At 72.8% G+C, this 23,923-nt stretch carries 23 protein-coding genes; 9 read left to right on the top strand and 14 right to left on the bottom strand.

Features of this window, described 5'->3' with window-relative positions; all coding sequences use genetic code 11:
* Window positions 1-3 precede the first annotated feature (3 nt).
* The 10 genes from ACGFIA_RS20165 to ppdK form a co-directional block, all read right to left on the bottom strand.
* A complete protein-coding gene (locus ACGFIA_RS20165) occupies window positions 4-543 on the bottom strand; it encodes a hypothetical protein (RefSeq protein ID WP_357388644.1) in 540 nt (179 codons plus the stop codon).
* Entirely contained in the window at window positions 543-2,414 is a 1,872-nt protein-coding gene (gene dnaG / locus ACGFIA_RS20160; protein WP_357388646.1) for a DNA primase, read from the bottom strand. Before dnaG ends, ACGFIA_RS20165 begins: the two co-directional genes overlap by 1 nt.
* Window positions 2,415-2,510: 96 nt before the next feature.
* Entirely contained in the window at window positions 2,511-2,756 is a 246-nt protein-coding gene (locus tag ACGFIA_RS20155; RefSeq protein ID WP_357388648.1) for a helix-turn-helix transcriptional regulator, read from the bottom strand.
* A 10-nt stretch (window positions 2,757-2,766) separates the two neighbouring features.
* On the bottom strand, window positions 2,767-3,618 hold the full coding sequence (locus ACGFIA_RS20150) for an ABC transporter permease (RefSeq protein WP_357388650.1): 852 nt from the start codon (window positions 3,616-3,618) through the stop codon (window positions 2,767-2,769).
* Window positions 3,615-4,589, bottom strand: a complete 975-nt coding sequence (locus tag ACGFIA_RS20145) for an ABC transporter ATP-binding protein (protein ID WP_357388652.1) — start codon at window positions 4,587-4,589, stop codon at window positions 3,615-3,617. The genes ACGFIA_RS20150 and ACGFIA_RS20145 overlap by 4 nt, the downstream gene beginning before the upstream one ends.
* A 44-nt stretch (window positions 4,590-4,633) precedes the next feature.
* A complete protein-coding gene (locus ACGFIA_RS20140; protein ID WP_357388654.1) occupies window positions 4,634-6,268 on the bottom strand; it encodes a BCCT family transporter in 1,635 nt (544 codons plus the stop codon).
* Between the two features lie 57 nt (window positions 6,269-6,325).
* A complete protein-coding gene (locus ACGFIA_RS20135) occupies window positions 6,326-7,162 on the bottom strand; it encodes a siderophore-interacting protein (protein ID WP_357388656.1) in 837 nt (278 codons plus the stop codon).
* A gap of 39 nt (window positions 7,163-7,201) precedes the next feature.
* The gene (locus tag ACGFIA_RS20130; RefSeq protein WP_357388658.1) at window positions 7,202-8,437 is read right to left on the bottom strand and encodes a deoxyguanosinetriphosphate triphosphohydrolase; all 1,236 of its coding nucleotides are present in this window, start codon (window positions 8,435-8,437) and stop codon (window positions 7,202-7,204) included.
* 57 nt (window positions 8,438-8,494) lie between these two features.
* Window positions 8,495-8,848, bottom strand: a complete 354-nt coding sequence (locus ACGFIA_RS20125; protein ID WP_357388660.1) for a VOC family protein — start codon at window positions 8,846-8,848, stop codon at window positions 8,495-8,497.
* A 115-nt stretch (window positions 8,849-8,963) separates the two neighbouring features.
* A complete protein-coding gene (gene ppdK / locus ACGFIA_RS20120; RefSeq protein WP_357388662.1) occupies window positions 8,964-11,672 on the bottom strand; it encodes a pyruvate, phosphate dikinase in 2,709 nt (902 codons plus the stop codon).
* Between the two features lie 399 nt (window positions 11,673-12,071).
* On the opposite strand from ppdK, the gene ACGFIA_RS20115 reads away from it, so the two are divergent.
* Window positions 12,072-13,814: a beta-N-acetylhexosaminidase gene (locus ACGFIA_RS20115; protein WP_393261586.1), complete on the top strand. Its 1,743-nt coding sequence runs from the start codon at window positions 12,072-12,074 to the stop codon at window positions 13,812-13,814.
* Between the two features lie 660 nt (window positions 13,815-14,474).
* On the top strand, window positions 14,475-15,128 hold the full coding sequence (locus tag ACGFIA_RS20110; RefSeq protein WP_357388666.1) for a C39 family peptidase: 654 nt from the start codon (window positions 14,475-14,477) through the stop codon (window positions 15,126-15,128).
* A 60-nt stretch (window positions 15,129-15,188) separates the two neighbouring features.
* Here ACGFIA_RS20110 and dusB read toward each other — a convergent pair whose 3' ends face one another.
* Window positions 15,189-16,352, bottom strand: coding sequence for a tRNA dihydrouridine synthase DusB (gene dusB, locus ACGFIA_RS20105; RefSeq protein WP_357388668.1), 1,164 nt, complete (start codon window positions 16,350-16,352; stop codon window positions 15,189-15,191).
* Between the two features lie 178 nt (window positions 16,353-16,530).
* Between dusB and ACGFIA_RS20100 the strand changes: the two genes are divergently transcribed.
* On the top strand, window positions 16,531-17,493 hold the full coding sequence (locus tag ACGFIA_RS20100) for a type IV toxin-antitoxin system AbiEi family antitoxin domain-containing protein (RefSeq protein WP_357388670.1): 963 nt from the start codon (window positions 16,531-16,533) through the stop codon (window positions 17,491-17,493).
* Window positions 17,494-17,558: 65 nt separating this feature from the next.
* Here ACGFIA_RS20100 and ACGFIA_RS20095 read toward each other — a convergent pair whose 3' ends face one another.
* The 3 genes from ACGFIA_RS20095 to ACGFIA_RS20085 all read right to left on the bottom strand — a co-directional run bounded on the left by ACGFIA_RS20095 (window position 17,559) and on the right by ACGFIA_RS20085 (window position 19,961).
* Complete coding sequence (locus tag ACGFIA_RS20095) at window positions 17,559-18,938, bottom strand: glycine--tRNA ligase (RefSeq protein ID WP_194802327.1); 1,380 nt, start codon at window positions 18,936-18,938, stop codon at window positions 17,559-17,561.
* A 113-nt stretch (window positions 18,939-19,051) separates the two neighbouring features.
* Window positions 19,052-19,525 carry a hypothetical protein gene (locus tag ACGFIA_RS20090; RefSeq protein ID WP_357388531.1) on the bottom strand — a complete coding sequence of 158 codons (474 nt, stop codon included), beginning with the start codon at window positions 19,523-19,525 and terminating at the stop codon, window positions 19,052-19,054.
* A gap of 94 nt (window positions 19,526-19,619) precedes the next feature.
* On the bottom strand, window positions 19,620-19,961 hold the full coding sequence (locus tag ACGFIA_RS20085; RefSeq protein WP_357388516.1) for an antibiotic biosynthesis monooxygenase family protein: 342 nt from the start codon (window positions 19,959-19,961) through the stop codon (window positions 19,620-19,622).
* A gap of 27 nt (window positions 19,962-19,988) precedes the next feature.
* On the opposite strand from ACGFIA_RS20085, the gene ACGFIA_RS20080 reads away from it, so the two are divergent.
* The 6 genes from ACGFIA_RS20080 to ACGFIA_RS20055 all read left to right on the top strand — a co-directional run bounded on the left by ACGFIA_RS20080 (window position 19,989) and on the right by ACGFIA_RS20055 (window position 23,921).
* Entirely contained in the window at window positions 19,989-20,252 is a 264-nt protein-coding gene (locus tag ACGFIA_RS20080; RefSeq protein WP_355512794.1) for a DUF6703 family protein, read from the top strand.
* A gap of 82 nt (window positions 20,253-20,334) precedes the next feature.
* Complete coding sequence (locus ACGFIA_RS20075; protein ID WP_357388514.1) at window positions 20,335-21,279, top strand: metal ABC transporter substrate-binding protein; 945 nt, start codon at window positions 20,335-20,337, stop codon at window positions 21,277-21,279.
* Window positions 21,276-22,040 (top strand): metal ABC transporter ATP-binding protein, encoded by a 765-nt coding sequence (locus ACGFIA_RS20070; RefSeq protein WP_357388512.1) that lies wholly within the window; start codon window positions 21,276-21,278, stop codon window positions 22,038-22,040. The genes ACGFIA_RS20075 and ACGFIA_RS20070 overlap by 4 nt, the downstream gene beginning before the upstream one ends.
* Before the next feature lies 1 nt (window position 22,041).
* Complete coding sequence (locus tag ACGFIA_RS20065) at window positions 22,042-22,917, top strand: metal ABC transporter permease (protein WP_393261363.1); 876 nt, start codon at window positions 22,042-22,044, stop codon at window positions 22,915-22,917.
* Between the two features lie 43 nt (window positions 22,918-22,960).
* Window positions 22,961-23,263 (top strand): metalloregulator ArsR/SmtB family transcription factor, encoded by a 303-nt coding sequence (locus tag ACGFIA_RS20060; RefSeq protein ID WP_357388508.1) that lies wholly within the window; start codon window positions 22,961-22,963, stop codon window positions 23,261-23,263.
* 52 nt (window positions 23,264-23,315) lie between these two features.
* A complete protein-coding gene (locus ACGFIA_RS20055) occupies window positions 23,316-23,921 on the top strand; it encodes a hypothetical protein (RefSeq protein ID WP_194802331.1) in 606 nt (201 codons plus the stop codon).
* Window positions 23,922-23,923: the final 2 nt, after the last annotated feature.

Genomic DNA, 23,923 nt, shown 5'->3' with positions numbered 1-23,923 from the left:
GCCTCAGGCGTCGGCGGGGGCGGTGGCGGCCCGCGCCGCCGCTACCAGCCGGGCGGTCTCGGCGGTCACCGCCTCGTCGTCGGGCGTCCCCGGGTCGTAGCGGACCGTCCAGGTCAGCCCGTCGACCCCGGACACCCGCCGGGCCGCGATCCGCCCGGAGCCGCCGGGCATCTCGTGGTGCGAGGTGTACGCCACCGAGCCGGTGACCCGGGCCCGGACCTGGTGCGGCAGGTCACCCGGGTCGACGAGCAGATACGTCTCGGGCAGGCCGTCCGCGACCACCAGGTAGCCGTCGTGCTCGCCGACCGGTTCGGCCGGGGTGACTGTGAGTTCGCGGCCGGACCAGACCGCCTTGAGGATGTCGTGCCAGCCGAGGCGCTCCACCCGGCCGGGCAGCCACAGCCCGCGGTTGCTGGCCACCAGCACGCCGTCGTTGCCGCCCTCGCCGGTGCCGGCGGCGGCCCAGGCGAGCACCCGCTCGTCGGCGGCCAGCGGCGGCCGGTCTGCCGACGGGAGTTTCGGCCGGCGGTTGAACAGTCCCATCACAATCCTCCGGCGGCCTGCTCGCGCAGTGCCCGTGCGTGCTGTTCCAGCGAGAGCAGTTCCCCGAACAGGGCGAAGTACTCGTCCTTGTTGCTCACCGGGTTGATCCGCTGGATCTTGGACTTCAGGTCGCGGATGCGGCCGGTGACCGAACTCCACTGGAGCCGGGCCATGGTGATCGAGACGTACCGCGGGTCGGGCTCGCCGTCGATGCGCAGCGGCTCCACCGCCAGCTCGCCGACCAGCGCCTGCCCGGCCAGGTCGTCGCAGGCGTCGCGGACCCGCTCGATCCAGACCGCGCCACCGGTGGCGGCGGACGCGCCGCCGGCCGCGGCGACGGCGGCGCGCACCGCGACGTGCACCGGGTGCTGGTAGTCGGTCGCCTCGACCGCGTCGAACATCGGGCCGGCCAGGACCGGCTCCTGCAACGCCAGCTTCAGCGCCTCCCGCTCCACCATGGAACGCGGGCTGTCCACGGCGGGCGCGGCCGGGCCGCGGCGTGCGGGTGCGGCGGGCGCACCGGGCCCCGGTTGCCCGTGTGCTGCCGCCAGCACCGCGCGCTGCACCGGCTCGATCTCCATGCCGAGGTCACCGGCGAGCTTGCGCACGTACTCCGGGCGCTTCTCCCGGTCCTTGATCTTCGCCACCAGGGGCGCGGCGCGGCGCATGGCCTCGACCCGGCCGTCGACGGTGTCCAGGTCGAACCGGCTGATCACGTGCCGGAGCGCGAAGTCCACCAGCGGCTCGCGGCGGGCCACCAGGTCGCGTACGGCCAGGTCGCCCTTTGCCAGGCGCAGCTCGCACGGGTCCATGTTGTCGGGGCTGACCGCGATGAAGGTACGCCCGACGAAGCGCTGGTCGTCCTCGAAGGCGCGCAGCGCGGCCTTCTGCCCGGCGGCGTCGCCGTCGAAGGTGAAGATGATCTCCCCGGCCCGCTCGTCGCTGTCGAACAGCACCCGGCGCAGCACCGAGATGTGGTCGCCGCCGAACGCGGTGCCGCAGGTCGCCACCGCCGTCGGCACGTCGGCGAGGTGGCAGGCCATCACGTCGGTGTAGCCCTCGACGACCACCACCTTGCCCTGCTTGGCGATCTCCCGCTTGGCCTGGTCGATGCCGTAGAGCACGTGCGACTTCTTGTAGATCGGCGTCTCGGGGGTGTTGAGGTATTTCGGGCCGTCGTCGTCGTCGAACAGCTTGCGGGCCCCGAAGCCGATCACGTCGCCGGTGATGTCCCGGATCGGCCACATCAGGCGACGGCGGAACCGGTCGATCAGCGAGCCGGAGCGCGCCGGGCGGGAGAGCCCGGCGGTGACCAGCTCGTCGTGGGTGAAGCCCTGCTGACGCAGGTGCTTGGTGAGCAGGTCCCAGCCGTCCGGGGCGAAGCCGCAGCCGTACCGCTCGGCGGCGGCCCGGTCGAACCCGCGCCCGGCGAGGAACTCGCGGGCCGGGCGGGCGCCGGCGGTGGTGAGCTGGGCCCGGTAGAAGTCGACGGCGGCGGCGTGCGCCGCGATCAGGCGCTGCCGCTGCCCCTGCTGCGGCCGGGTACGCGGCGCGGACCTGTCGTCCTCGACGTAGCGCAACTGGATGCCGGCGCGCGCGGCCAGCCGCTCGACGGACTCGACGAAGCTGAGGTGCTCGGCGTCCATCAGGAACTTGATCGCGTCGCCGCCGACCCCGCAGCCGAAGCAGTAGAACACGTTGCGGGCGGGCGAGACGTTGAACGACGGGCTCTTCTCGTCGTGGAACGGGCAGAGCCCCTTGAGGTTGCCGCCGCCGGCCGACTTGAGCGTCACCACCTCGGAGATGACGTCCGCGATGGCGGTGCGCTCGCGGACCAGCGCGATGTCCTCGTCCCGGATCCGCCCCGCCATGACCGCCACCCCCCTCGGCGTACATCCTGCCCTGCCGGACCGACGTTCCGGCGGCCGGGGGGACGGGCGTGTGGCCGACCACGCCCGTCCCCCGGCTCAGGCCGAGCGGGCCGCCGCGGGGTCGCCGATGCGCGGGAACGGCTCGATGGAGAAGACCACCTCGACCGGCACCTCGAAGTACGCCGCGATGCGCAGCGCCAGGTGCAGGCTCGGCCGGAACTCGCCGCGTTCCAGGTAACCCACGGTCTGGTAGTGCACACCGAGCGCGTCGGCCAGTTGCCGGCGGGAGACGCCCCGTTCGGCGCGCAGCACCGCGATGCGGTTGTGCACGGTCTCGCTCATCGCCGCCCTCTCATCCGACCCGCTGCATGGCCCGTTCCCGCCGGGCGGCGACCCGCGAGCCGGACTCCCGGCGGGCCATCCGGCGCAGCACCACAGGGGCCAGCACCAGCCCGAGCACCGCCCAGGCGCCGAGCACCCCGAGCGTCTCCAGGTGCCGCCAGGAGCCGCCGAGTTCGACAGCCGCCAGGTCGGCCGGGAGCAGCGCCGAGCGCATGCCCAAGCCTAGCCAGTAGAGCGGGAAGACCTGGGCGATGCCCTGCACCCAACCGGGCAGGCCGTTGATCGGATAGAAGATGCCGGACAGCGCGATCAGACCGAAGATCGGCATCACCACCAGGCCCATGTTGCGCGGGTTGTCGATCAGCGAGCCGATCACCGCGCCCAGCGGCAGCGTCGCCACCAGCCCGAGCGGCACCACCCAGGCCAGCGTGAGCCACGCGCCCGGGTCACCGAGTCGCAGGCCGTCCAGGAAGAACAGGCCGGGCGTGAGCTGGATGGCCACGCCGATCAGCGAGACCGCCGAGACCAGCACGATCTTGCCGACCAGGTAGCCGAGCATGCCGTCCGGGATCGCCTTGGCGCGCAGCAGCGTGCCGTCCTCCCGGTCGATGACGAGCTGGTTGGCCAACCCGAGCAGGCCGCCGAAGAGCAGGCCCATGCCGAGCGCGCTGGGCAGCGTACGGGCACCGAGGGAGAAGTCGGTGCCGGGCACGGTCGAGCCGCGCATCCAGAACACGGCGACCAGCAGCACCACGGTGGGGAAGAAGTAGGTCCACAGATCCTGGCCGTTGGTGAACGTCGCGCGCAGCTCGATGACGCCGCGCCGCAGCCCGGCCCGCAGCGCGTTCGTGGTCGGGTTCATCGGTTCGCCTCCTGCTGCCACACCCGCTCGGCCCGGCCGGTACGGATACCCGTCTCCTCCTCGTGCACCAGGGTCAGGTACGCGTCCTCCAGGGTGGCCCGGCGCACCTCCAGCTCGCGTATCCGGTCGCCGTGCTCGCGGAGCAGGTCGCGCAGGAACGCGGTGGCGTCGGGCGTGGCGTGCACGTACCGCTCGCCGTCACGGGTCCAGCGCACCTCGGCGTCCCCGGCGACGCGCCGGGCGAGCTGGTCGGGTGAGCCCTCGGCGATGATCCGGCCGCCGGCCAGGATGAGGATGCGGTCGGCCAGCTTCTCCGCCTCGGCCAGGTCGTGCGTGGTCAGCACGATCGTGGTCTCGTCCAGGTCGGCCAGCCGGTGCACCAGCTCGTGGAATTCGCGCCGGGCGGCCGGGTCGAAGCCGACGGTGGGCTCGTCGAGGAAGAGCAGTTCCGGCCGGCCGACGATGCCGACCGCGACGTCGAGGCGGCGGCGCTGGCCGCCGGAGAGCCGGGCCACCCGGCTGCCGGCGTGCGCGCTCAGCCCGACGGTGTCCAGCAGGTCGTCGACCGGCCACGGGCGCGGGATCCGGTCGGTGGCGTAGGGCGCGTAGAAGTCGCCGAGGTGGGCGAGCAGCTCCCGCACCCGCCACTTGCCGTGGTCGCGCCAGGACTGGAGCACCACGCCCAGCCGCGCGCGCCACCGCTCGTCGCCGCGTGCGGGGTCGGTGCCGAGCACGCGCACCGTGCCGGCCGAGGGCAGCCGGAAGCCTTCGAGGATCTCGATGGTGGTGGTCTTGCCGGCGCCGTTGGGCCCGAGCAGCGCCACCACCTCGCCCCGCCGGGCGGTCAGGTCGACGCCGTGCAGCACGTCGACGGCGCCGTAGCGCATACGCAGATCCCGCACGTCGAGGACGAGATCCTCGTCGGGCGGTCGGGGGGACGCGACGGCCCCAGGGAGTTCGACCGCAGTCATACCTCGGAATGTAGCATCTCTACTATAAATCGAGGTATCCCCACTCAACGGCGAGGGCGATGGAACCATCTCGTGACGGGGGCCGGATCCTCCTCCTCGTACGACCGCGCCGCCCGGACCGCCGCGGCCAGGCCGGAGCGGCGGGGCGGAGGCCCGGGGCGGATCATCGGATCGACAGCCATCTCCCGCACGACCGCCACGGCCAGGCCCAGCATCACCACGACGAACGGCAACGCGACCAGGATGGTCGCCTGCTGCAACGCGGCCAGACCTCCGGCCAGCAGCAACGCCCCCGCCACCGCGCCGATCAGCACGCCCCAGAGCACCACCACCCCGCGGTGCGGCCGCAGCGCGCCCCGCGAGCTGAGCGAGCCCAGCACCAGGGACGCGGAGTCGGCGCTGGTGACGAAGTAGAGCCCGATCAGCACCATGGCGAGCACGCTCGTCAGCGTGGCCAGCGGCAGCGCGTCGAGCAGCCCGAACAGCGCCTGCTCCGAGCTGGCACCCACATCCGCGACCAGGTCACGGGTGCCGGTGGTCTGGGTACGCAACGCGGTGCCGCCCATGATCGCGAACCAGACGGCGCTGGCACCGCTGGGCACCAGCAGCACCCCGATCAGGAACTGCCGGACCGTACGGCCGCGCGAGATGCGGGCGATGAACGTGCCCACGAACGGTGCCCAGGAGATCCACCACGCCCAGTAGAAGATGGTCCACGAGCCCAGCCAGCCCGGGTCGGAGAACGCGCCGGTCCGCGTCGACATCCGCACCAGGCCGCTCAGGTAGTCACCGATCGAGGCCGGCAGCACCTCCAGCGTGTAGACGGTCGGACCGACCACGAACACGAACAGCATCAGCACGACAGCGATCAGGACGTTCGTGGTGGAGAGCCACTTGACGCCCCGGTGCAGGCCGGAGAAGGCGGACACGACAAACGCGAGCGTGAGCGCGCCGATGATCGTCAACTCGACGGCCCGGCTGTCCGGCACGCCGGCCACCAGGTCGAGGCCGGCCGCCACCTGGAGCGCGCCCAGGCCGAGACTGGTCGCGGAGCCGAACACGGTGGCGAAGACGGCGAGCAGGTCGATCGCGCGACCGATCGGACCGTCGGTCCGGTCGCCGAGCAGCGGTGCGAACGCGGACGAGATGCGGTTGCCCCGCCCCTTGCGGAACGTCGAGTAGGCCAGTGCCAGCGCCGCGATCGCGTAGATGCCCCACGGGTGCAGCGTCCAGTGGAAGAGCGTGTACTGCATGGCCGTCGCGGCGGCGGCCCCGGTCTGCGGCTCGACCCCGGAGGCCGGCGGCGGCGCGGCGTAGTGCTGGATCGGTTCGGCGACGGCGAAGAACACCAGGCCGATGCCCATGCCGGCACTGAACATCATGGCGATCCAGGCCAGCGTGTCGAACTCCGGCTCGTCGTCGTCGGCGCCCAGCCGGATCCGGCCGAACCGGGTGGCGGCGATCACCACCGCCAGCACAAGGAACGCGTCGGCCGCGACCACGAAGAACCAGCCGAAGGTGCCCACGGTCCAGGCCAGGCCGGACTCGCCGAAGCGGGCCAGTGAACCCCTGGCGAGCACGCCCCACAGCACCACGGCGACCACACCGGCGACCCCGACCCCGAGCACCACCCGGTCGACCGGCTGGGTCGCGGGCCGTTGCCCCATCCGTCCCGTCATGCCCTCATCGTGGGCGGACCGGCCGTATCGGCGGGCCGGAACGCCGCAGGACGCCGGTCAGGCAGCGACGGTGGCGGCCTCCTCGGCCTCCACGGCGGCGTTCCAGGCCGGCTTGGTCGACCGCCAGCCCTCGTCGTCCATGCCCCGCCGCCAGTAGCCGGAGATGGACAGGTCACCCCGGGGCACGCCGCGCTCGACCCGCAGCAGCCGCCGCAGCTCCTTGACCGCCCCGGCCTCGCCGTGCACGAACGCGTGCACCCGGCCGGGCGGGAACTCCAGCGCCCGGACCGCCTCGACCAGCGGCTCGCCGTACGGGCGCCCGGCCCGGTGCAGCCAGCGCAGGTCGACGGTGGCGGCGCTGTCCAGCGGCAGCTCGTCGGGCGGACCGTCCACCTCGACGTACACCGTCGCGCGGGCCCCGGCGGGCAGGCGTTCCAGGGCGGCGGCGATGGCGGGCAGCGCGCTCTCGTCGCCGGCCAGCAGGTGCCAGTCGGCCACCGGGTCCGGCGCGTACGCGCCGCCCGGCCCGGTGAACAACACCCGGTCGCCGGGGCGCAACGCCGCCGCCCACGGCCCGGCCAGACCCTCGTCGCCGTGGTGCACCACGTCCACAGTCATCTCACCGGCCGCGGCGTCCCAGGCCCGCACCGTGTACGCGCGCAGGCGCGGCCACTGCTCCGCCGGGAACTCCCGCTTGATCGTCGCCAGGTCGACCGGGTCCGGGTAGCTCACCCCGGCCGGCGGAAAGGCGAACTTCACGTAGTGGTCGGTGTACGCGCCCACCGGCAGCCCGGCCAGCTCCGGACCCCCCAGCACGAGGCGGATCAGGTGCGGGGTGGGCCGCGTGGTCCGGACGACCGTGGCGGCGGTGAGCTTCTTCGGGCGGTCCGTCATAACGCTTAGGCTAGCCTAAGCGCCGCGTCGGCGGCTCCGTCAGCTCGGTGGCACCAGGCGGGCGTGCCAGGCCAGCGCGGCCGGATCGGTGAGCGAGGCGACCTGGTCGATCACCACGCGCAGCCGCGCGGCGTCGTCCGGCGCGTCCCGCCACAGCGGCGCGAACATCGGGTCCAGCCCGTCCGGCGCCCGGTCCAGCAGCGCCGCGACCAGCCCGGCCAGCACGTCCCGCTGCCGCGCGTAGCGCTCCTCCGCGCCGGGGCGGCGCATCACGTACCGCAGCGCCACGCCCTTGAGCAGCGCGCACTGCGCCCGGATCCGGCGCGGCACCACCAGGTCGGCCTGGTAGCGGCGGTGCGGGCCGGGACCGTGGCGCTGCTGGGTGGCGGCCACCACCGCGGCGACGAACCGGCCGGTGAGCACGCTCGTGGTGGCCTTCAGGGCGGCGAGGGCACGGTGGCTGCCGTCGTACGCCGCCAGCGGGGCGAGCACCGGATCGGCGAGCAGCTCGCCCAGCACCTCACCCAGGTCCTCCGGCGCCTCACCGGAGTAGGTGGCCGCCACGTCGGCGCAGAGCGCCCGCCGCTCGTCCGGGTCGGCCAGCAGCGGGCGCAGGTCGACGTACCCGCCGTGGATGCCGTCCTCGACGTCGTGCACCGAGTACGCCACGTCGTCGGCCCAGTCCATCACCTGGGCCTCCAGGCAGCGCCGGTCGCCGGGCGGGGCGCCCTCGCGCAGCCAGTCGAAGACCGGGCGGTCGTCGGCGTACACGCCGAACTTGCGTTCGCCGGGCCGGCGGGGCCACGGGTACTTGCTCACCGCGTCCAGCCCGGCCCGGGTCAGGTTCAGCCCGGCCGAGCGCCCGTCCGGGGCGAACACCTTCGCCTCCAGCCGGGTGAGGACCCGCAGCGTCTGCGCGTTGCCCTCGAAGCCGCCGCAGGAGGCGGCCAGCTCGTCCAGCGCGTACTCCCCGTTGTGCCCGAACGGCGGGTGGCCCAGGTCGTGCGCCAGCCCGGCGGTGTCCACCACGTCCGGGTCGCAGCCCAGCCGGGCGCCCATCTCGCGGGCGATCTGCGCGACCTCCAGCGAGTGGGTCAGCCGGGTACGCAGGAAGTCGTTCGTCCCGGCGACGTGCACCTGTGTCTTCGCGGCGAGCCGGCGGAACGCCGCCGAGTGCAGCACGCGGGCGCGGTCCCGCTCGAACGGCGACCGGCCGTACCCGGTGTCCTTGGGCGCCTCGCCGACCAGCCGCGCCGCGTCGTCAGCCCCGGTCACCGCTGCCGCGTTGGCGCAACGGCCGGAGGTCGCGACTGCGGGGCTCGCAAAACCGGCTCACCCCTCGCGCTCCCGCAACACGCAGAACTCGTTGCCCTCCGGGTCGGCGAGCACCGTCCACTCCACGTCTCCCTGGCCGATGTCGACGTGCCGCGCGCCCATGTCGACGAGGCGCTCCACCTCGGCCTCCATGTCGGCCGGTCGCAGGTCGATGTGCAGCCGGTTCTTTCCCTCCTTCGGCCCGGCGACCGGGACGAAGACGAGACCGGGTGAGGTGTCGGGCGTGCGGCGGATCTCCACCTCGTCCGGCTTGTCGGTGATCACCTGATAGCCGAGCGCCTCCGCCCACCAACTGGCGAGCCGGGACGGGTCCCGGGCGTCGATGGTCAGGTTCTCCCAGACGGCGGTCATGCGCCCACCCCTCCTGATCGACACGTGGCGGAAGCTCAGGTTACGCCGAGGAGACCGGAAAGGCGCGTCGGGCGTACGCGGGGCCGCCGGCGAACACCGGCGGCCCCGCGCCTCCTCAGCGGGAGTCCGAACCGGTGGTGGTGATGGCTGCGCGACCGGCCTCCAGCCGGGCCACCGGCACCCGGAACGGCGAGCAGGAGACGTAGTCCAGGCCGACGGAGTGGAAGAAGTGCACCGAGTCCGGGTCGCCACCGTGCTCGCCGCAGACGCCGAGCTTCAGCCCCGGCCGGGCCGCCCGGCCCTCCTCGGCGGCGATGCGCACCAGCCGGCCGACGCCGTCGGCGTCGATCGACTCGAACGGCGAGATGCCGAAGATGCCCAGCTCCAGGTAGCGCCAGAAGAACGCGCCCTCCACGTCGTCGCGGGAGAAGCCCCAGCCCATCTGGGTCAGGTCGTTGGTGCCGAAGGAGAAGAACTCGGCCGCCTCGGCGATCTGCCCGGCGGTCAGCGCCGCCCGGGGCACCTCGATCATCGTGCCGATCAGCACCTCGACGCCGCTGTCCCCGACCACCTCGGCGATGATCCGCTCGGCCTCGGTGCGTACCGTCTCCAGCTCCTGCACGGCGCCGACCAGCGGCACCATGATCTCCGGGCAGGCCTTGCCGCCGTCGCGGACGACAGCGACGGCGGCCTCGGAGATCGCGCGGACCTGCATGGCGAACAGGCCCGGGATGACCAGGCCGAGCCGGACGCCGCGCAGGCCCAGCATCGGGTTCTCCTCGTGCATCCGCCGCACGGCGGCGAGCAGCGCCTCCTCCTTGGCGACGTCCTCGCCGCGCTCCTGGGCCACCGCGACGTTCACCGCGAGCTGCTCCAGCGGGGGCAGGAACTCGTGCAGCGGCGGGTCGATCAGCCGCACGGTGACGGGCAGGCCGTCCATCTCGCGGAAGATCTCGATGAAGTCGGCCCGCTGCAGCGGCAGCAGCGCCGCGAGCGCGTCCTCCCGCTCCTGCGGGCCGGAGGCCAGGATGAGCCGCTCGACCAGTTCGCGCCGGTCGCCGAGGAACATGTGCTCGGTGCGGCACAGGCCGATGCCCTCGGCGCCGAAGCGCCGCGCCCGGGCCGCGTCCGCGCCGGTGTCGGCGTTCGTGCGTACCCGCAGCCGCCGCGTGGCGTCGGCGTGCGTCATGATCCGGTGTACGGCGCGGACCAGCGCGTCGTCGACGTCCTCCGGGTCGAGTTCGCCCTCGAAGTACTGCACCACCTCGGACGGCATGACCGGCACCTCGCCGAGGTAGACCTTGCCGGTGGTGCCGTCGACCGAGATCACGTCGCCCTCGTTCACCACGTGCCCGCCCACTGTGAACTTCTTCGCCGGCACGTTCACGTCCAGCTCGTCGGCGCCGGAGACGCAGGTCTTGCCCATGCCGCGGGCCACCACGGCGGCGTGGCTGGTCTTGCCGCCCCGGGAGGTGAGGATGCCCTTGGCGGCGATCATGCCGTTGAGATCGTCCGGGTTGGTCTCCCGGCGGACCAGGATCACCGCCTCGCCCTCGGCGGCCAGCTCGACCGCCCGGGCCGAGGTGAAGACGACCTTGCCGGACGCGGCGCCCGGTGAGGCGCCGATGCCCTTGGCCACCGCCTCGAACCCGTGGTCGAGCTGGAAGCGCGGGAACATCAGCTGGGCGAGCTGCGCGCCGTTGACCCGGTGCAGCGCCTCGTCCAGGTCGATCAGGCCCTCGTCGACGAGCTGCCCGGCGATGACGAACGCGGCGGCGGCGGTGCGCTTGCCGACCCGGGTCTGCAGCATCCAGAGCTTGCCGCGCTCGATGGTGAACTCGATGTCGCAGAGGTCCTTGTAGTGCTCCTCCAGCCGGGCCATGATGCCGAGCAGCTGGTCGTAGGAGGTCTTGTCGAGCTGCTCCAGCTCCTGCAACGGCACGGTGTTGCGGATGCCGGCCACCACGTCCTCGCCCTGGGCGTTGGCCAGGTAGTCGCCGTAGATGCCCTGCGCGCCGCTGCCCGGGTCGCGGGTGAACGCGACGCCGGTGCCGGAGTCGGGACCGAGGTTGCCGAACACCATCGCCACCACGTTGACGGCGGTGCCCAGGTCGGCAGGGATGCGCTCCTGGCGGCGGTAGAGGATCGCCCGCTCCGCGTTCCACGAGTCGAAGACCGCGCGGATGGCGAGGTCGAGCTGCTCGCGCGGCTCCTGCGGGAACTCGCGGCCGGTGTGCTTGGCGAAGATCTTCTTGTACGCGTCGACCAGCCCGCGCAGGTCGTCGGCGTCCAGGTCGAGGTCGTTGTGCGTGCCCTTGGCATGCTTGATCTCGTCCAGCGCGTGCTCGAACTCCTCGCCCGGCACCTCGCAGACCGTCTTGCCGAACATCTGGATCAGGCGGCGGTAGGAGTCCCAGGCGAACCTGTCGTTCCCACCCGCTTGGTTGCTCAGGCCGACCACGCTGCGGTCGTTGAGGCCCACGTTGAGGACGGTCTCCATCATGCCCGGCATGGAGAACTTGGCGCCGGAGCGTACCGAGACCAGCAGCGGGTCGTCCGGGTCGCCGAGGCGCCGGCCCATCTCGCGTTCCAGCGACTCCAGGTGCGCCTCGATCTGCGCGGCCAGGCCGTCCGGCTCGCGCCCGGTCGTCAGGTACGCCTTGCAGGCCTCGGTGGTGATCGTGAAGCCGGGCGGGACCGGCAGGCCGAGGTTCGTCATCTCGGCCAGGTTGGCCCCCTTGCCGCCGAGCAGATCCTTGAGATCCTTGTTGCCCTCGGCGAAGTCGTAGACGTACTTCTGCTCGACCGAATCGTGCGCTGCCACCAGAGCCCTCCCACGCGCGCCATTGACACTTAACGAAGGTTCAGTTCGGACATACCCCGGTAGTGACCACCGGTAATCCCGGCTCGTCAGCGTCGGTGGGCCGAAGGCTAGGCGAACTTCGCGAAACCTGGGAGCGTTCGGTGACTTTCGGCACAACGGTCACCACAATCCGCGTTCGTACGGGTTTTTGGGAACGCTTCCACGAGCACGATCACGCAATTCCGCTTCCTCTCGTACTCTTGACGTCACTGCGTCTCGCGGATCCTCACCTTTGCCATATCCCGCGCGAATACACCCCTCGGAGCTGTCGCCGTGCCGACCACCCCCACCGCCCCGGAGACCGGTCCGGAGCCGACCGCCACCCGTCCTGCCAGCACGTCTTCCGGTGACGTACCCGCGATGTCGCCGTCCGGCGCGGCGGCCCCCGCCGGCGTCGCGGCATCCGCCGATGCGGGACCGTCGGCCGACGTCGCGGCGGATGCAGGGCTGCCCGGCGTGCCGGCACCCGCCGCCGAGTTGGCGCGGGTCGCCGCGAGCCGGGCCGACGGCGCGCTCGCCGCAGCGGCGCCGGTCCGTCTCGACGACGTGGTGCCGGCGCCCGAGCGGGTGGTCCCGGACCCGGCGGCGGACTTCACCCTGAGCGCGGACGCGGTGCTGCGGGTCAGTCCCGCCGGCCGGGACGTGGCCGAACAGCTCGCCGCCTGGCTGCGCCCGGCCACCGGCTTCCCGCTCCCGGTCGCCGACGCCCCCGAGGGCGGCCCGCTGACGCTCACGCTGTCGCCGGCGGCTCCCGGTCCCGAGGCGGCGACAGGCTCCGGCGAGCCGGACGGCGCAGCCCTCGGCGACGAGGGCTACCGGCTCGACGTGACCGCCGACGGCGTGCGGATCACCGCCGTCAACCCGGCCGGGCTGTTCCACGGGGCGCAGACGCTGCGGCAGCTGCTACCCGCGCCGATCGAGAGCCCGACCGCTGTCGCCGCGCGCTGGGCGGTGCCCGGCGGCACCATCGTCGACCGGCCGCGCTTCCCCTACCGGGGCGCCATGCTCGACGTCGCCCGCCACTTCTTCGGCGTCGAGGACGTCCTGCGGGTGGTCGACCACCTGGCCCGCTACAAGCTCAACCACCTGCACCTGCACCTCACCGACGACCAGGGCTGGCGGATCGCGGTCGACTCCTGGCCCCGGCTCGCCGAGGTCGGCGGCGCGACCGAGGTCGGCGGCGGCCCGGGCGGCTGGTACACCCGTGACGACTACCGCCGCATCGTCGCGTACGCCGCCCGCCGCCACGTGACAGTGGTGCCCGAGATCGACCTGCCGGGCCACACCAACGCGGCGCTCGTCGCGTACCCCGAACTGGCACCCGGCAAGATCGGGCCGCCGCCGTACACCGGCACCGAGGTCGGGTTCAGCTACGTCGACCCCGCCGACGAGCGGACGTACGACTTCGTCGCGGACGTGGTCGGCGAGGTGGCCGCGCTGACGCCCGGGCCGTGGCTGCACCTCGGCGGCGACGAGGCGTTCAAGGTGCCGGCCGACAGCTACCGCGCCTTCGTGGCGCGGGCGCAGCGGCTGGTCGCCGCCACCGGCAAGACCGTCGTCGGCTGGCACCAGCTCGCCCCGGCCGAGCACGTCGACGGGCGCGTCCTGCAGTGGTGGGGCACGAACGGCGACGACCCGGAGACCGCCGACGCGGTACGCCGGGGCGCTCGGCTGATCCTCTCCCCCGGCAACCACGCGTACCTGGACATGAAGTACGCCCCGGACACCCCGATCGGGCACGACTGGGCCGGTCTGATCGACGTACGCCGGGCGTACGAGTGGGATCCGGGCACCCATGTTCGGGGCGTACCGGCAGAGGCCGTGCTGGGCGTGGAGGCGCCGCTCTGGACCGAGTCGGTCTCGACGCCGGCCGAGGTCGAGTACATGCTCTTCCCGCGCCTGCCCGCCGTCGCCGAACTGGGCTGGTCGCCGCGCGAGACGCACGACTGGTCCCGGTTCCGCAGCCGGCTCGCCGGCCACGGCCCACGCTGGGCGGCTGCCGGCATCACTTTCCACCCCTCCCCCGAGATTCCCTGGCCCTCAACCGCCCCCCACATCCCCACCCAGCCCACCCCCACCCCCACCCCAACCACCACCCCCTAACCGCCCCCGGCCCCGCCGACCCCAAGCCGATCGATCATGAAGTAGACGGCGACAAACCAGGCACCACCAACTTCATGATCGACGCCCCATCCCAGAAACCGACATTCGGCACCATCACGACTCACCCCCATCGGTCCGGTGATCAAGGATTTTGTGTCCGTTCGAGGCCGCGCGCCGGGCACAAACTCCTTGATCACCGGGGTGGGGGGAGGGAGGGAGCCCTTGGGGCGGCGGGGGCGGAGCCCGGGGCAGCCTCGACGGGGTTGGTGTCCGGAATCGGGGTGGTCGGGTCACCGGTCGGGTGGAATCGGGGGTGGGTGCGGGGCGTTGTACATGGCAGACCGCGCCGCACCCGCCGACCGCCCCGCCCTCGGTCCGGGAATCAGGCCGGGACGCCGGTCGTTACATCACCGGGCCGTCGAGCAGGCCGACGGATCCCGCCGCCGGAGCAGGCCGACAGCGCCTGTCGAGCAGTAAGACCGGGCGACGCGCGCCGGGAATGACCCCGGGTCCCCGGTCGTTACATCCCCGAGCCGCCGGAGCAGGCCGTCCCCCTGGCCGCCCGAGCGAGCCACCGGCCCGACGCACATACCGGGCCACCTGATCTCTATTCGCGGCATCCCCCATTGCCGCGTACCCCCGACAGAGAGGCAACTGATCATGGCTACCACTCTGCTGCGCAAGACCGTTCTGACCGCTGCCGGCATCGTCGCCACCGCTGGTGGCATCGCCGGCCCCGCCATCGCCGCCCAGGCCACCCCGGCCGAGCGCGCCGCCCAGGTCGTCACCACCGACCGCAAGCACGGCGAGCGGGAGCTGGACGTGCGCTACGAAGCCCAGCCCAACTTCTACTTCTGCGGCCCGGCCGCCGCCCGTAACGCGCTGAGCGTGCAGGGCAAGAACATCGACGTGCACGCCATGGCCAAGGAGATGGGCACCACCGAGTCCGGCACCGACTCCATCAACGACATCACCCCGGTGCTGAACAAGGAGACCGGTAAGGACGTCTACAAGTCCACCGAGATCCCCGTGGACAAGGCCCGCGACCGCGACAAGGTCGACAAGCTGCGTGCCGACGTGGTCAAGACCGTCGACGACGGCCGCGCCGTGGTCGCCAACATCGCCGGCACCGCCACCGACACCGACGGCAACACCCACTCCTTCGAGGGCGGCCACTACATCAGCGTCGTGGGCTACCGCGACAACGGGAAGGTCGTGACGATCGCCGACTCGGCCAACCCGAACCAGGCCTCCTACCGAATGGACGTCGACGAGCTCGCCCGCTGGATCGCCAGCCGCGGCTACAGCTCCTGACCGAACGACATGACGAAGGGCCCGACCCCAACGGGGGTCGGGCCCTTCGTCATATCCGGGTCAGCCGCCGGAGTCGTCCAGCTCGGCGCCGTCCGGCGGGGTGTCGTCGTCGCGGCTGGCCAGCCACCCGTCGGGCAGGAACACCTTGCCCGGGGAGTTGGTGCGGCCACGCGGCTGGCCGAGGTTCTCCACCGGGAACGGTACGGCCGGGTCGAGCTTGCCGAGCAGGTCGTCCAGCTGCGCCAGGCTCTCGATCATGGCAAGTGAGCGGCGCAGCTCGCTGCCGATCGGGAAGCCCTTCAGGTACCAGGCGACGTGCTTGCGGAAGTCGGTGCAGCCGTCCCGCTCGCCCCGGGCCGGGTTCCGGGCGCCCGCCACGAACTGCTCCACCAGCAGCTCGGCGTGCCGCCGCATGGTCACCGCCACCTCGCCGAGGCTCGGTAGCCGCCGCCCGGCACTGCCGTTGAACGCGGCCTCCAGGTCGGCGAACAGCCACGGCCGGCCCAGGCAGCCACGCCCGATCACCACGCCGTCCACGCCGGTGTGCGCGACCATCCGCAGCGCGTCGTCGGCCTCCCAGATGTCGCCGTTGCCGAGCACCGGCACGTCGAGCGCCGACTTGAGCGTGGCGATGGCGTCCCAGTCGGCGGTGCCGGAGTAGCGCTGCGCGGCCGTACGCCCGTGCAGGGCGACCGCCGCGACGCCCGCGTCCTGGGCCGCCAGCCCCGCCTCGACGTACGTCAGATGGTCGTCGTCGATGCCCTTGCGCATCTTGACGGTGACCGGCACCCCGGCGGGTGACGCGGCGTCCACCGCGGCCTTGACCAGCCGGGCGAACAGCCGGCGGCGCCACGGCAGGGCCGAGCCGCCGCCACGGCGGGTCACCTTGGGCACCGGGCAGCCGAAGTTCAGGTCGATGTGGTCGGCGAGATCGCGCTCGACCACGATCCGCACGGCGGCGGCGGTGATCTCCGGGTCGGTGCCGTAGAGCTGGAGGCTGCGGGGGTGCTCCTCGGCGCCGAAGGCGATCATGCGCAGCGTCTTCGGGTTCCGCTCGACGAGCGCGCGGGTGGTGATCATCTCGCAGACGTAGATGCCGCCGCCCTGCTCACGGCAGAGCCGGCGGAAGCCGACGTTTGTGATCCCGGCCATCGGCGCGAGCACCACCGGCGGCCACACCTGGTGCGGGCTGATGGTCAGCGCGGGCAGCGTCGGAGCAGTCACCGCACAAGTGTAAGGAAGGGCCCCCTCTTAACGTCTCCGGTAGAGCACGGGCCCCTTTTTAACAGGGCGCATATCACAGCCGGCCCGTCCGGCGGGCGTTCTCCACAACCGGGGCGGCTGTCCACAGGCCGGGCGCACGGGCAGGAGGAGCAGCGGTCGAGCCCGCAGGCTGCCGGGCATGCGCGAACAGCCACCCGAACTCAGCGACCTGGCCGAGCGCCAGCAGCAGATCGTCACGCGGACGCAGCTGCTCGGCGTCGGATACGACGACATGTACCTGTACCGGCAGACCCGGCGCGGCCTGTGGCAGCGCGTGCTGCCGGCCACGTACGCACTCGTCACCGGCACCCTCACCGACGAGCAACGGCGCATCTCAGCGGCGCTCTACGCGGGCGCCGACGCGCAGCTCACCGGCCTGGCCGCCCTGGTCTGGTACGGCTTCCGGCACAGTCCGCGCAGCACTGACGTACACCTGGTCCTGCCGCACCACGTGCGGCGCCGCTCGGCCGGTCACGCGGTGATCGCGCGGGCTCTGGAGCTTGATCCGCGGGCCCGGCGGACCGCGCTGTACCCGGTGTGCTCACCGGCCCGGGCGGTCGTGGACGCCGCCCGCGACCTGCGCCAGCTGCGGCCGGTACGGGCGACGGTGGCGGAGGCCGTGCAGCGCGGTTTCACCGACCTGGACAGCCTGGACGCGGAGATCCGCCGGGCCCGGCGCAGCCGCACCGCCCTGATCCGGAAGGCATTCGCGGAGATCACCGACGGGGCCCGCTCCGCGCCGGAGACGGAGCTGCGGGAGTGTCTGGGCGGCAGCGGCGTGCTCGGCCGGATCCTGTGGAACCCGCGGCTGTCGGCGGCCGACGGCACCCGCCTGCCGACGCCGGACGGCTACCTCGCCGACTGCGCGGTGGCGCTGGAGGTCGACTCGCGAGAGTACCACCTCAGCCCGGCCGACTGGGCGCGGACGCTGGACCGGCACAACGAGCTGAGCCGTTACGGGGTGCTCATCCTGCACTTCACGCCGGCGCAGATCCGCAGGGAGCCGGGCCGCGTGCGGCGCACGGTGGAGGACGCGTACGCGGCCCGGCGCGGGCTGGGCGCCGGGACCGGCGTACGGGCGGAGCCGATCTCCCCCGGATGAGGGGTGTTAAGAAGGGGCCCCTTCTCTACGCGAGGCGTTAAGAAGGGGCCCTTCCTTACACGCGGTCAGCAGCCGGGGAGGCGCTCGATCAGGTAGCGCTCGACCTGGTCCAGCGAAACCCGCTCCTGGGCCATGGTGTCGCGGTTGCGGACGGTCACCGCGTTGTCGTCGAGCGTGTCGAAGTCGACGGTGACGCAGAACGGTGTGCCGATCTCGTCCTGCCGGCGGTAGCGGCGGCCGATCGCCTGCGAGTCGTCGAACTCGACCACCCAGCGCTTGCGCAGGTCGGTGGCGAGCTGCTTGGCCTTCGGCGACAGCGCCTCGTTGCGCGACAGCGGCAGCACGGCGACCTTGACCGGGGCCAGCCGCGGATCGAAGCGCATGACGGTGCGCTTGTCCACGCCGCCCTTGGTGTTCGGCGCCTCGTCCTCGTCGTACGCCTCCAGCAGGAACGCCAGCACCGCGCGGGTGAGGCCGGCGGCCGGCTCGATCACGTACGGCATCCAGCGCTCGCCCTTGCCCTGGTCGAAGTACGACAGGTCGACGCCGGAGTGCTTGCTGTGCGTGGACAGGTCGAAGTCGGTGCGGTTGGCGATGCCCTCCAGCTCGGCGAACTCGCTGCCGCCGAACCGGAACCGGTACTCGATGTCGACGGTGCGCTTCGAGTAGTGGGAGAGCTTCTCCTTGGGGTGCTCGTAGAAGCGCAGGTTCTCCTCGGACAGGCCGAGGTCGAGGTACCAGTTCCAGCGCTCCTGAAGCCAGTACTCGTGCCACTGCTCGTCGGTGCCCGGCTCGACGAAGAACTCCATTTCCATCTGCTCGAACTCGCGGGTCCGGAAGATGAAGTTGCCGGGGGTGATCTCGTTGCGGAACGACTTGCCGGTCTGCGCGATGCCGAACGGCGGCTTCTTGCGGGCGACCGTCTCGACGTTCTTGTAGTTGACGAAGATGCCCTGGGCGGTCTCCGGGCGCAGGTAGTGCATGCCCTCGTCGCTCTCCACCGGGCCCAGGTAGGTCTTCATCAGGCCGTTGAACATCTTCGGCTCGGTGAAGGTGCCCTTGTTGCCGCAGTTGGGGCAGTTCAGCTCCGTCAGCGAGGTCAGCGGCTTGCCGTGCTTGGCCTCGTACGCCTCTTCCAGGTGGTCGGCCCGGAACCGCTTGTGGCAGGACTGGCACTCGGTGAGCGGGTCGACGAACTCGGCGATGTGGCCGCTGGCCTCCCAGACCTTGCGGGCCAGGATGACCGCCGAGTCGAGGCCGACGACGTCGTCGCGTTGCTGCACCATGGTCCGCCACCACTGCCGGCGGACGTTCTCCTTCAGCTCGACGCCGAGCGGACCGTAGTCCCACGCCGACCGGGTGCCCCCGTAGATCTCGCTTGAGGGAAAGACGAAGCCCCGGCGCTTGGCGAGGCTGGTGACGGCGTCGATACGGTCGGCTGGCATGTTTCCTCCTACGCCGGCTGGCGGTCGGCGCGGTTGAGATGGATGGAACCGGGCTGTTCGGGACAACGGTACGACCGTGTCCGTCCCGAGCCCAGCAGAATACCGGGGGCCGGTCAGCTCACCCCGCAGACCTCCACGCCGCCCGACTGCTGGTCCGGCGCGAGTGTCACGGTCTGCGCCTCCCGCCGGCCGCCGGCGAGCGTGACGTCCACCGGCACGGTGAGCGTGGCGAGGTCGACCTCGCCCACCCGGTAGCCGGAGATCTGCGGCTCGGCGGCGACCCGCCGCTCGAACTCGCGCCGGGGCTCCTGCCTCCGGATGTCCTCGCAGAGCGTGTCGTACGCCTTCGACCACTCCCGGGCCACGAGCGCCTGGTAGTAGTCGTTCGTGACCGCCCGGCCCTGCTCGCCGATCGCCTGGGCGTTGCTCACCGCCAGGCCGACCACCGCCGCGCCGCCTCCACCGCAGCAGATCAGCACCGCCAGCGCGCCCGCGCCGAGGCCGAGCCAGAGCCGGGTCCGCCCGCCCTCTGTGGGCGGGGCGGCGAACGGCGGCGCGACGCCGGGCCCCTGCGGCGGCGCGGGCACCCCGGGGTCCGCCGGCGGCGCGGGCGGAACTGCTGGCGGGGGTGGCGCGGCCGGTCCGGGAGCGGTCATACGCGCCAGGGTAGTGCCCCGGCACTCAGCGGTACGGACCTGCGGCACGATCGCTGGCGACGACGACGATCTCCCCCTCGGGAGCAGCGCTGGCGAGCGTCTCGTACGCCGACGGCTCGTCCACCGATCGGGCGAGCAACGGCACGGCGGTGACCTTGACGTCGAAGCCGCCCAGCGCCCGCCGGTACGCCCCGACCGACTCCCACTCGGTGACCAGGAGCCAGTGGTCCGGGTCGTCGAGGGCGCGCAGCAGTTCGCCGCGCAGGTAGCCGGGGCGGGCGGCGAGCGCGGCCAGCGCGGCGTGCGCCTCCCGGGTGAACTCGTCCACCGTTTCGGCTTCCACCACGAACCGGTTGGTGACCAGCACGGCGTTCCTCCTCGTAGAGTTTGTGGCATGCAGCGTACGCAGAGTCCCGTGCTGTCCCGGTTGGCACGGCTCAACCCGACGGCGGTGTTCCTGGCCGTGCTGGCCCTGGTGCTTGTCGGCCTCTTCGCGCCCGGCCCGGCGGGCGGCGTCCTGCTGCTCGTGCTGGCCGGCGGGCTGGTCTGGCTGATGTCCGTCACCTGGCCGGTGCAGGCCCCGGCGACCCGGCTGCTCCGGCTGGTGATGCTCACCTTGTTGATCGCGGTGGCGCTGGCGAAGCTCATGGTCGGCTGACCGGAGAAGCCGAGCTGACCTGCGCTGACATGCAATCATGCGTTTTTGACAATAGTTTTCGTTGTCGCGGACAGTTGAGCCCATGACCGTTCGCGCACCTCGCCGTACCCTGATCGCCGCCGCCACCGCCCTGCTCGCCACCGCCGGCCTGACCGCCTGCGCGGACGGCACGGGCGGCGCGAGCGAGCCGGGCCGGGTGGGCGTGGTGGCCGCGTTCTACCCGCTCCAGTTCCTGGCCGAGCGGATCGGCGGCGACACGGTCGCGGTCAGCAACCTGACCAAGCCCGGCGCCGAGCCGCACGACCTGGAACTCAACCCGCGGCAGGTCGGCCAGATCGTCGACGCCGACGTGGTCGTCTACCTCGGCGGCTTCCAGCCGGCGGTGGACGAGGCGGTGGAGCAGAACGGGGGTGACCGCGCGTTCGACGTGGCGGGCGTCACGCCGCTGCGGGACGCCGCCGGCGGGCACGACCACGACCACGACGGCGAGGCCGGGCACTCCGACGAGGGCGGCGGCAAGGACCCGCACGTCTGGCTCGACCCGACCCGGCTCGCCACCATCGGCGACAGGCTCGCCGAGCGCCTCGGCAAGGCCGACCCGGACCACGCCGCCGACTACACCGCCCGCGCCGGCGCGCTGCGCACCGAGCTGACGAAGCTGGACACCGAGTACGCCGACGGCCTGCGCACCTGCCAGCGCCGGGAGGTGGTGACCAGCCACGCCGCGTTCGGTTACCTGACCGAGCGCTACGGGCTGGAGCAGATCGGCATCAGCGGGCTCACTCCGGAGACCGAGCCGTCCCCGCAGCGGCTCACCGAGGTCGCGAAGGAGGCCCGGGAGCACCAGGCCGGGACGATCTTCTTCGAGAGCCGGGTCAGCCCGAAGGTCGCCGAGACCATCGCGCGCGAGGTCGGGGCGAAGACCGCGATGCTGGACCCGCTGGAGGGCCCGCCCGCCGAGGGCGACTACCTCTCCGCGATGCGCGCCAACCTGCAGACCCTGCGAACCGCTCTGGACTGCTCATGACCCCACCCGTGATCGAGATCGCGCACGCCACGGTCGGCTACGACGGCCGCCCGGTGCTGCGTGACGTCTCGTTGACAGTGACCTCCGGAGAGGTGGTCGCCGTGCTCGGCGCCAACGGCTCCGGCAAGTCGACGCTCGTGCGCGCCGCGCTCGGCCTGGTGCCGGTCGGTGCCGGGTCGGTCACCCTCTTCGGCACGCCGCAGCGCCGCTTCCGGCAGTGGCACCGCATCGGGTACGTGCCGCAGCGGCTCGGCGCGGGCAGCGGAGTACCAGCGACGGTGCGCGAGGTGGTGGCGTCCGGGCGGCTGGCCCGCCGGGGCGTACTGCGGCCCGCCGGGCGCGCGGACCGGGAGGCGGTGACGGCGGCGCTGGACGCGGTCGGGCTCGCCGACCGGGCCGGTGACCCGGTGTCCACGCTCTCCGGCGGCCAGCAGCAGCGCACCCTGATCGCCCGCGCCCTGGCCGGCGGGCCGGAGCTGCTGGTGCTCGACGAGCCGACCGCCGGGGTGGACGCGGCCAGCCAGGAGGCGTTCGCCGAGGCGCTGCGCGGGTTCCGCGACGGCGGCGGCACGGTGCTGCTCGTCGCCCACGAGCTGGGCCCGTTGCGCCCGCTGATCAGCCGGGCCGTGGTGGTGCACCAGGGCGGGATCGCCCACGACGGCGCGGTGCCGGAGCCGGCCGGCCACCACGCCGACCCGGACCACGAGCACGTGCACCCGCACTGCGACGAGGAGCCCGCCCGGCTCTGGACAGGCATCTGAGATGGGTCTCTTCCAGTACGACTTCATGCTCCGCGCCCTGGTCGGCGCGCTGATCATCGGGCTGGCCGCCCCGGCGCTCGGCATCTACCTGGTGCAGCGCCGGCTGGCGTTGATCGGCGACGGGCTCGGGCACGTGGCGCTCACCGGCGTCGGCGCGGGACTGCTGCTCAACCGCTCCCCCGTGCTGGTGGCGGTGATCGCGGCGACGCTCGGCGCGATCGTGATCGAGCTGGTCCGCGCGTACGGGCGCACCTCCGGCGACCTCGCGCTGGCGTTGCTGTTCTACGGCGGCATCGCCGGTGGCGTGATGCTGGTCGGGCTCTCCGACGCCAGCAGCGGGTCGCTCAACGCGTACCTGTTCGGGTCGCTGACCACCACCTCGCCGGGCGACCTGGTCACCATCGGCGTGCTCGGCGCGGTGCTGCTGGTGACCATGCTGGTGCTGCGCCCGGCGCTGTTCGCGGTCTGCCACGACGAGGAGTACGCGCGTGTGTCCGGCCTGCCGGTGCGGACGCTGAACCTGGTCATCGCCGTCGGCACCGCGGTCACCGTGACCATCGCCATGCGGGCGGTCGGGGTGCTGCTGATCAGCGCGCTCATGGTCGTGCCGGTGGCCACCGCGCAGCAGGTGACCCGGGGCTTCCGGTCCACCATGACGGCGGCCATGGCGCTGGGCGTGTTCGCCGCCGGCACCGGCGTCTGGGTGGCGGCGACCGCCAACACGGCGCCCGGCGCCTCGGTGGTGATCGTGGCGATCGGCTCGTTCCTGCTGGTGGCGATCGCCGCGGCCGGTCTGCGGGCGGTGCGGCGGCGGGTGCGGGCCGACCGGTCCACGCCGCCGCCCGAGCCGGCCGAGCACGAGGTGCTGCTGGGATGAGACCCTGCCCGCCGGCGCAGCTGGGATTGGTTACCGTTACAGGGTGACCGGCACGAACGGGTACGACGCCTTCGAGGGTGCGGGTGACCTGCTGCGCGCGCTCTCCGCCCCGATCCGGCTCGCGATCGTCAGCGAGCTGGCCGAGGGGGAGCGCTGCGTGCACGAGCTGGTCGAGAAGCTCGGCGCCCCGCAGCCGCTGGTCTCCCAGCACCTGCGGGTGCTGCGCGGCGCGGGGGTGGTGCGCGGGTCGCGGCGCGGCCGGGAGATCGCGTACGCGCTCGTCGACGACCACGTGGCCCACATCGTCAGGGACGCGGTCAGTCACGCCGGCGAAGGGTCGCACTGAGCGGGAAATCGGCCAGGTGCCGACGCGCCCGTGTCGTGGGACGCTGTCCGGCGTGAAGATCTACGCCGACCGTTTTCCCACCGCCGTCCGCCAGTTCCTCACCGACCTGCTCGTTGTCGTCTGGGTGTACGCGGCGATCCGCTTCGCGCTGTGGCTGCACGACGTGGTCGAGAAGCTCGCCGTACCCGGGCAGAAGCTGGAGGGGGCCGGCGGTGGACTCGCCGACAACCTGGCCGACGCCGGCGGCAAGGTCGGCCGGGTGCCGATCGTCGGTGACGAGCTGACCGCGCCGTTCACCCGGGCCGCCGACGCCGCCCGCGCGGTCGCCGAGGCGGGCCGCGACCAGCAGGAGCTGGTCGGGCAGCTCGCGCTCGGGCTGACCGTCGCGGTGCTGGTGTTCCCGCTCGGCCTGGTGCTGTTCGGCTGGCTGCCGCTGCGCCTGCGCTGGATGCGCCGGGCCGGCGCGGCCAAGGCCCTGGCCGGCGTGCCGGCCGGCCGGGACCTGCTGGCGCTGCGCGCGCTGGCCGGTCAGCCGCTGTCGAAGCTGACCCGGATCGCGCCCGACGTCGCCGAGGCGTGGCGGCGCGGCGACGACGCGACAGTCGACGCGCTCGCCGCGCTGGAGCTGCGCGAACTGGGGCTGCGCGGCGGCCGGTGAGG

The organism is Micromonospora sp. NPDC049203, assembly GCF_043197215.1.
Lineage (GTDB): Bacteria > Actinomycetota > Actinomycetes > Mycobacteriales > Micromonosporaceae > Micromonospora.
This window is presented reverse-complemented; position numbering and strand designations above follow the sequence as displayed.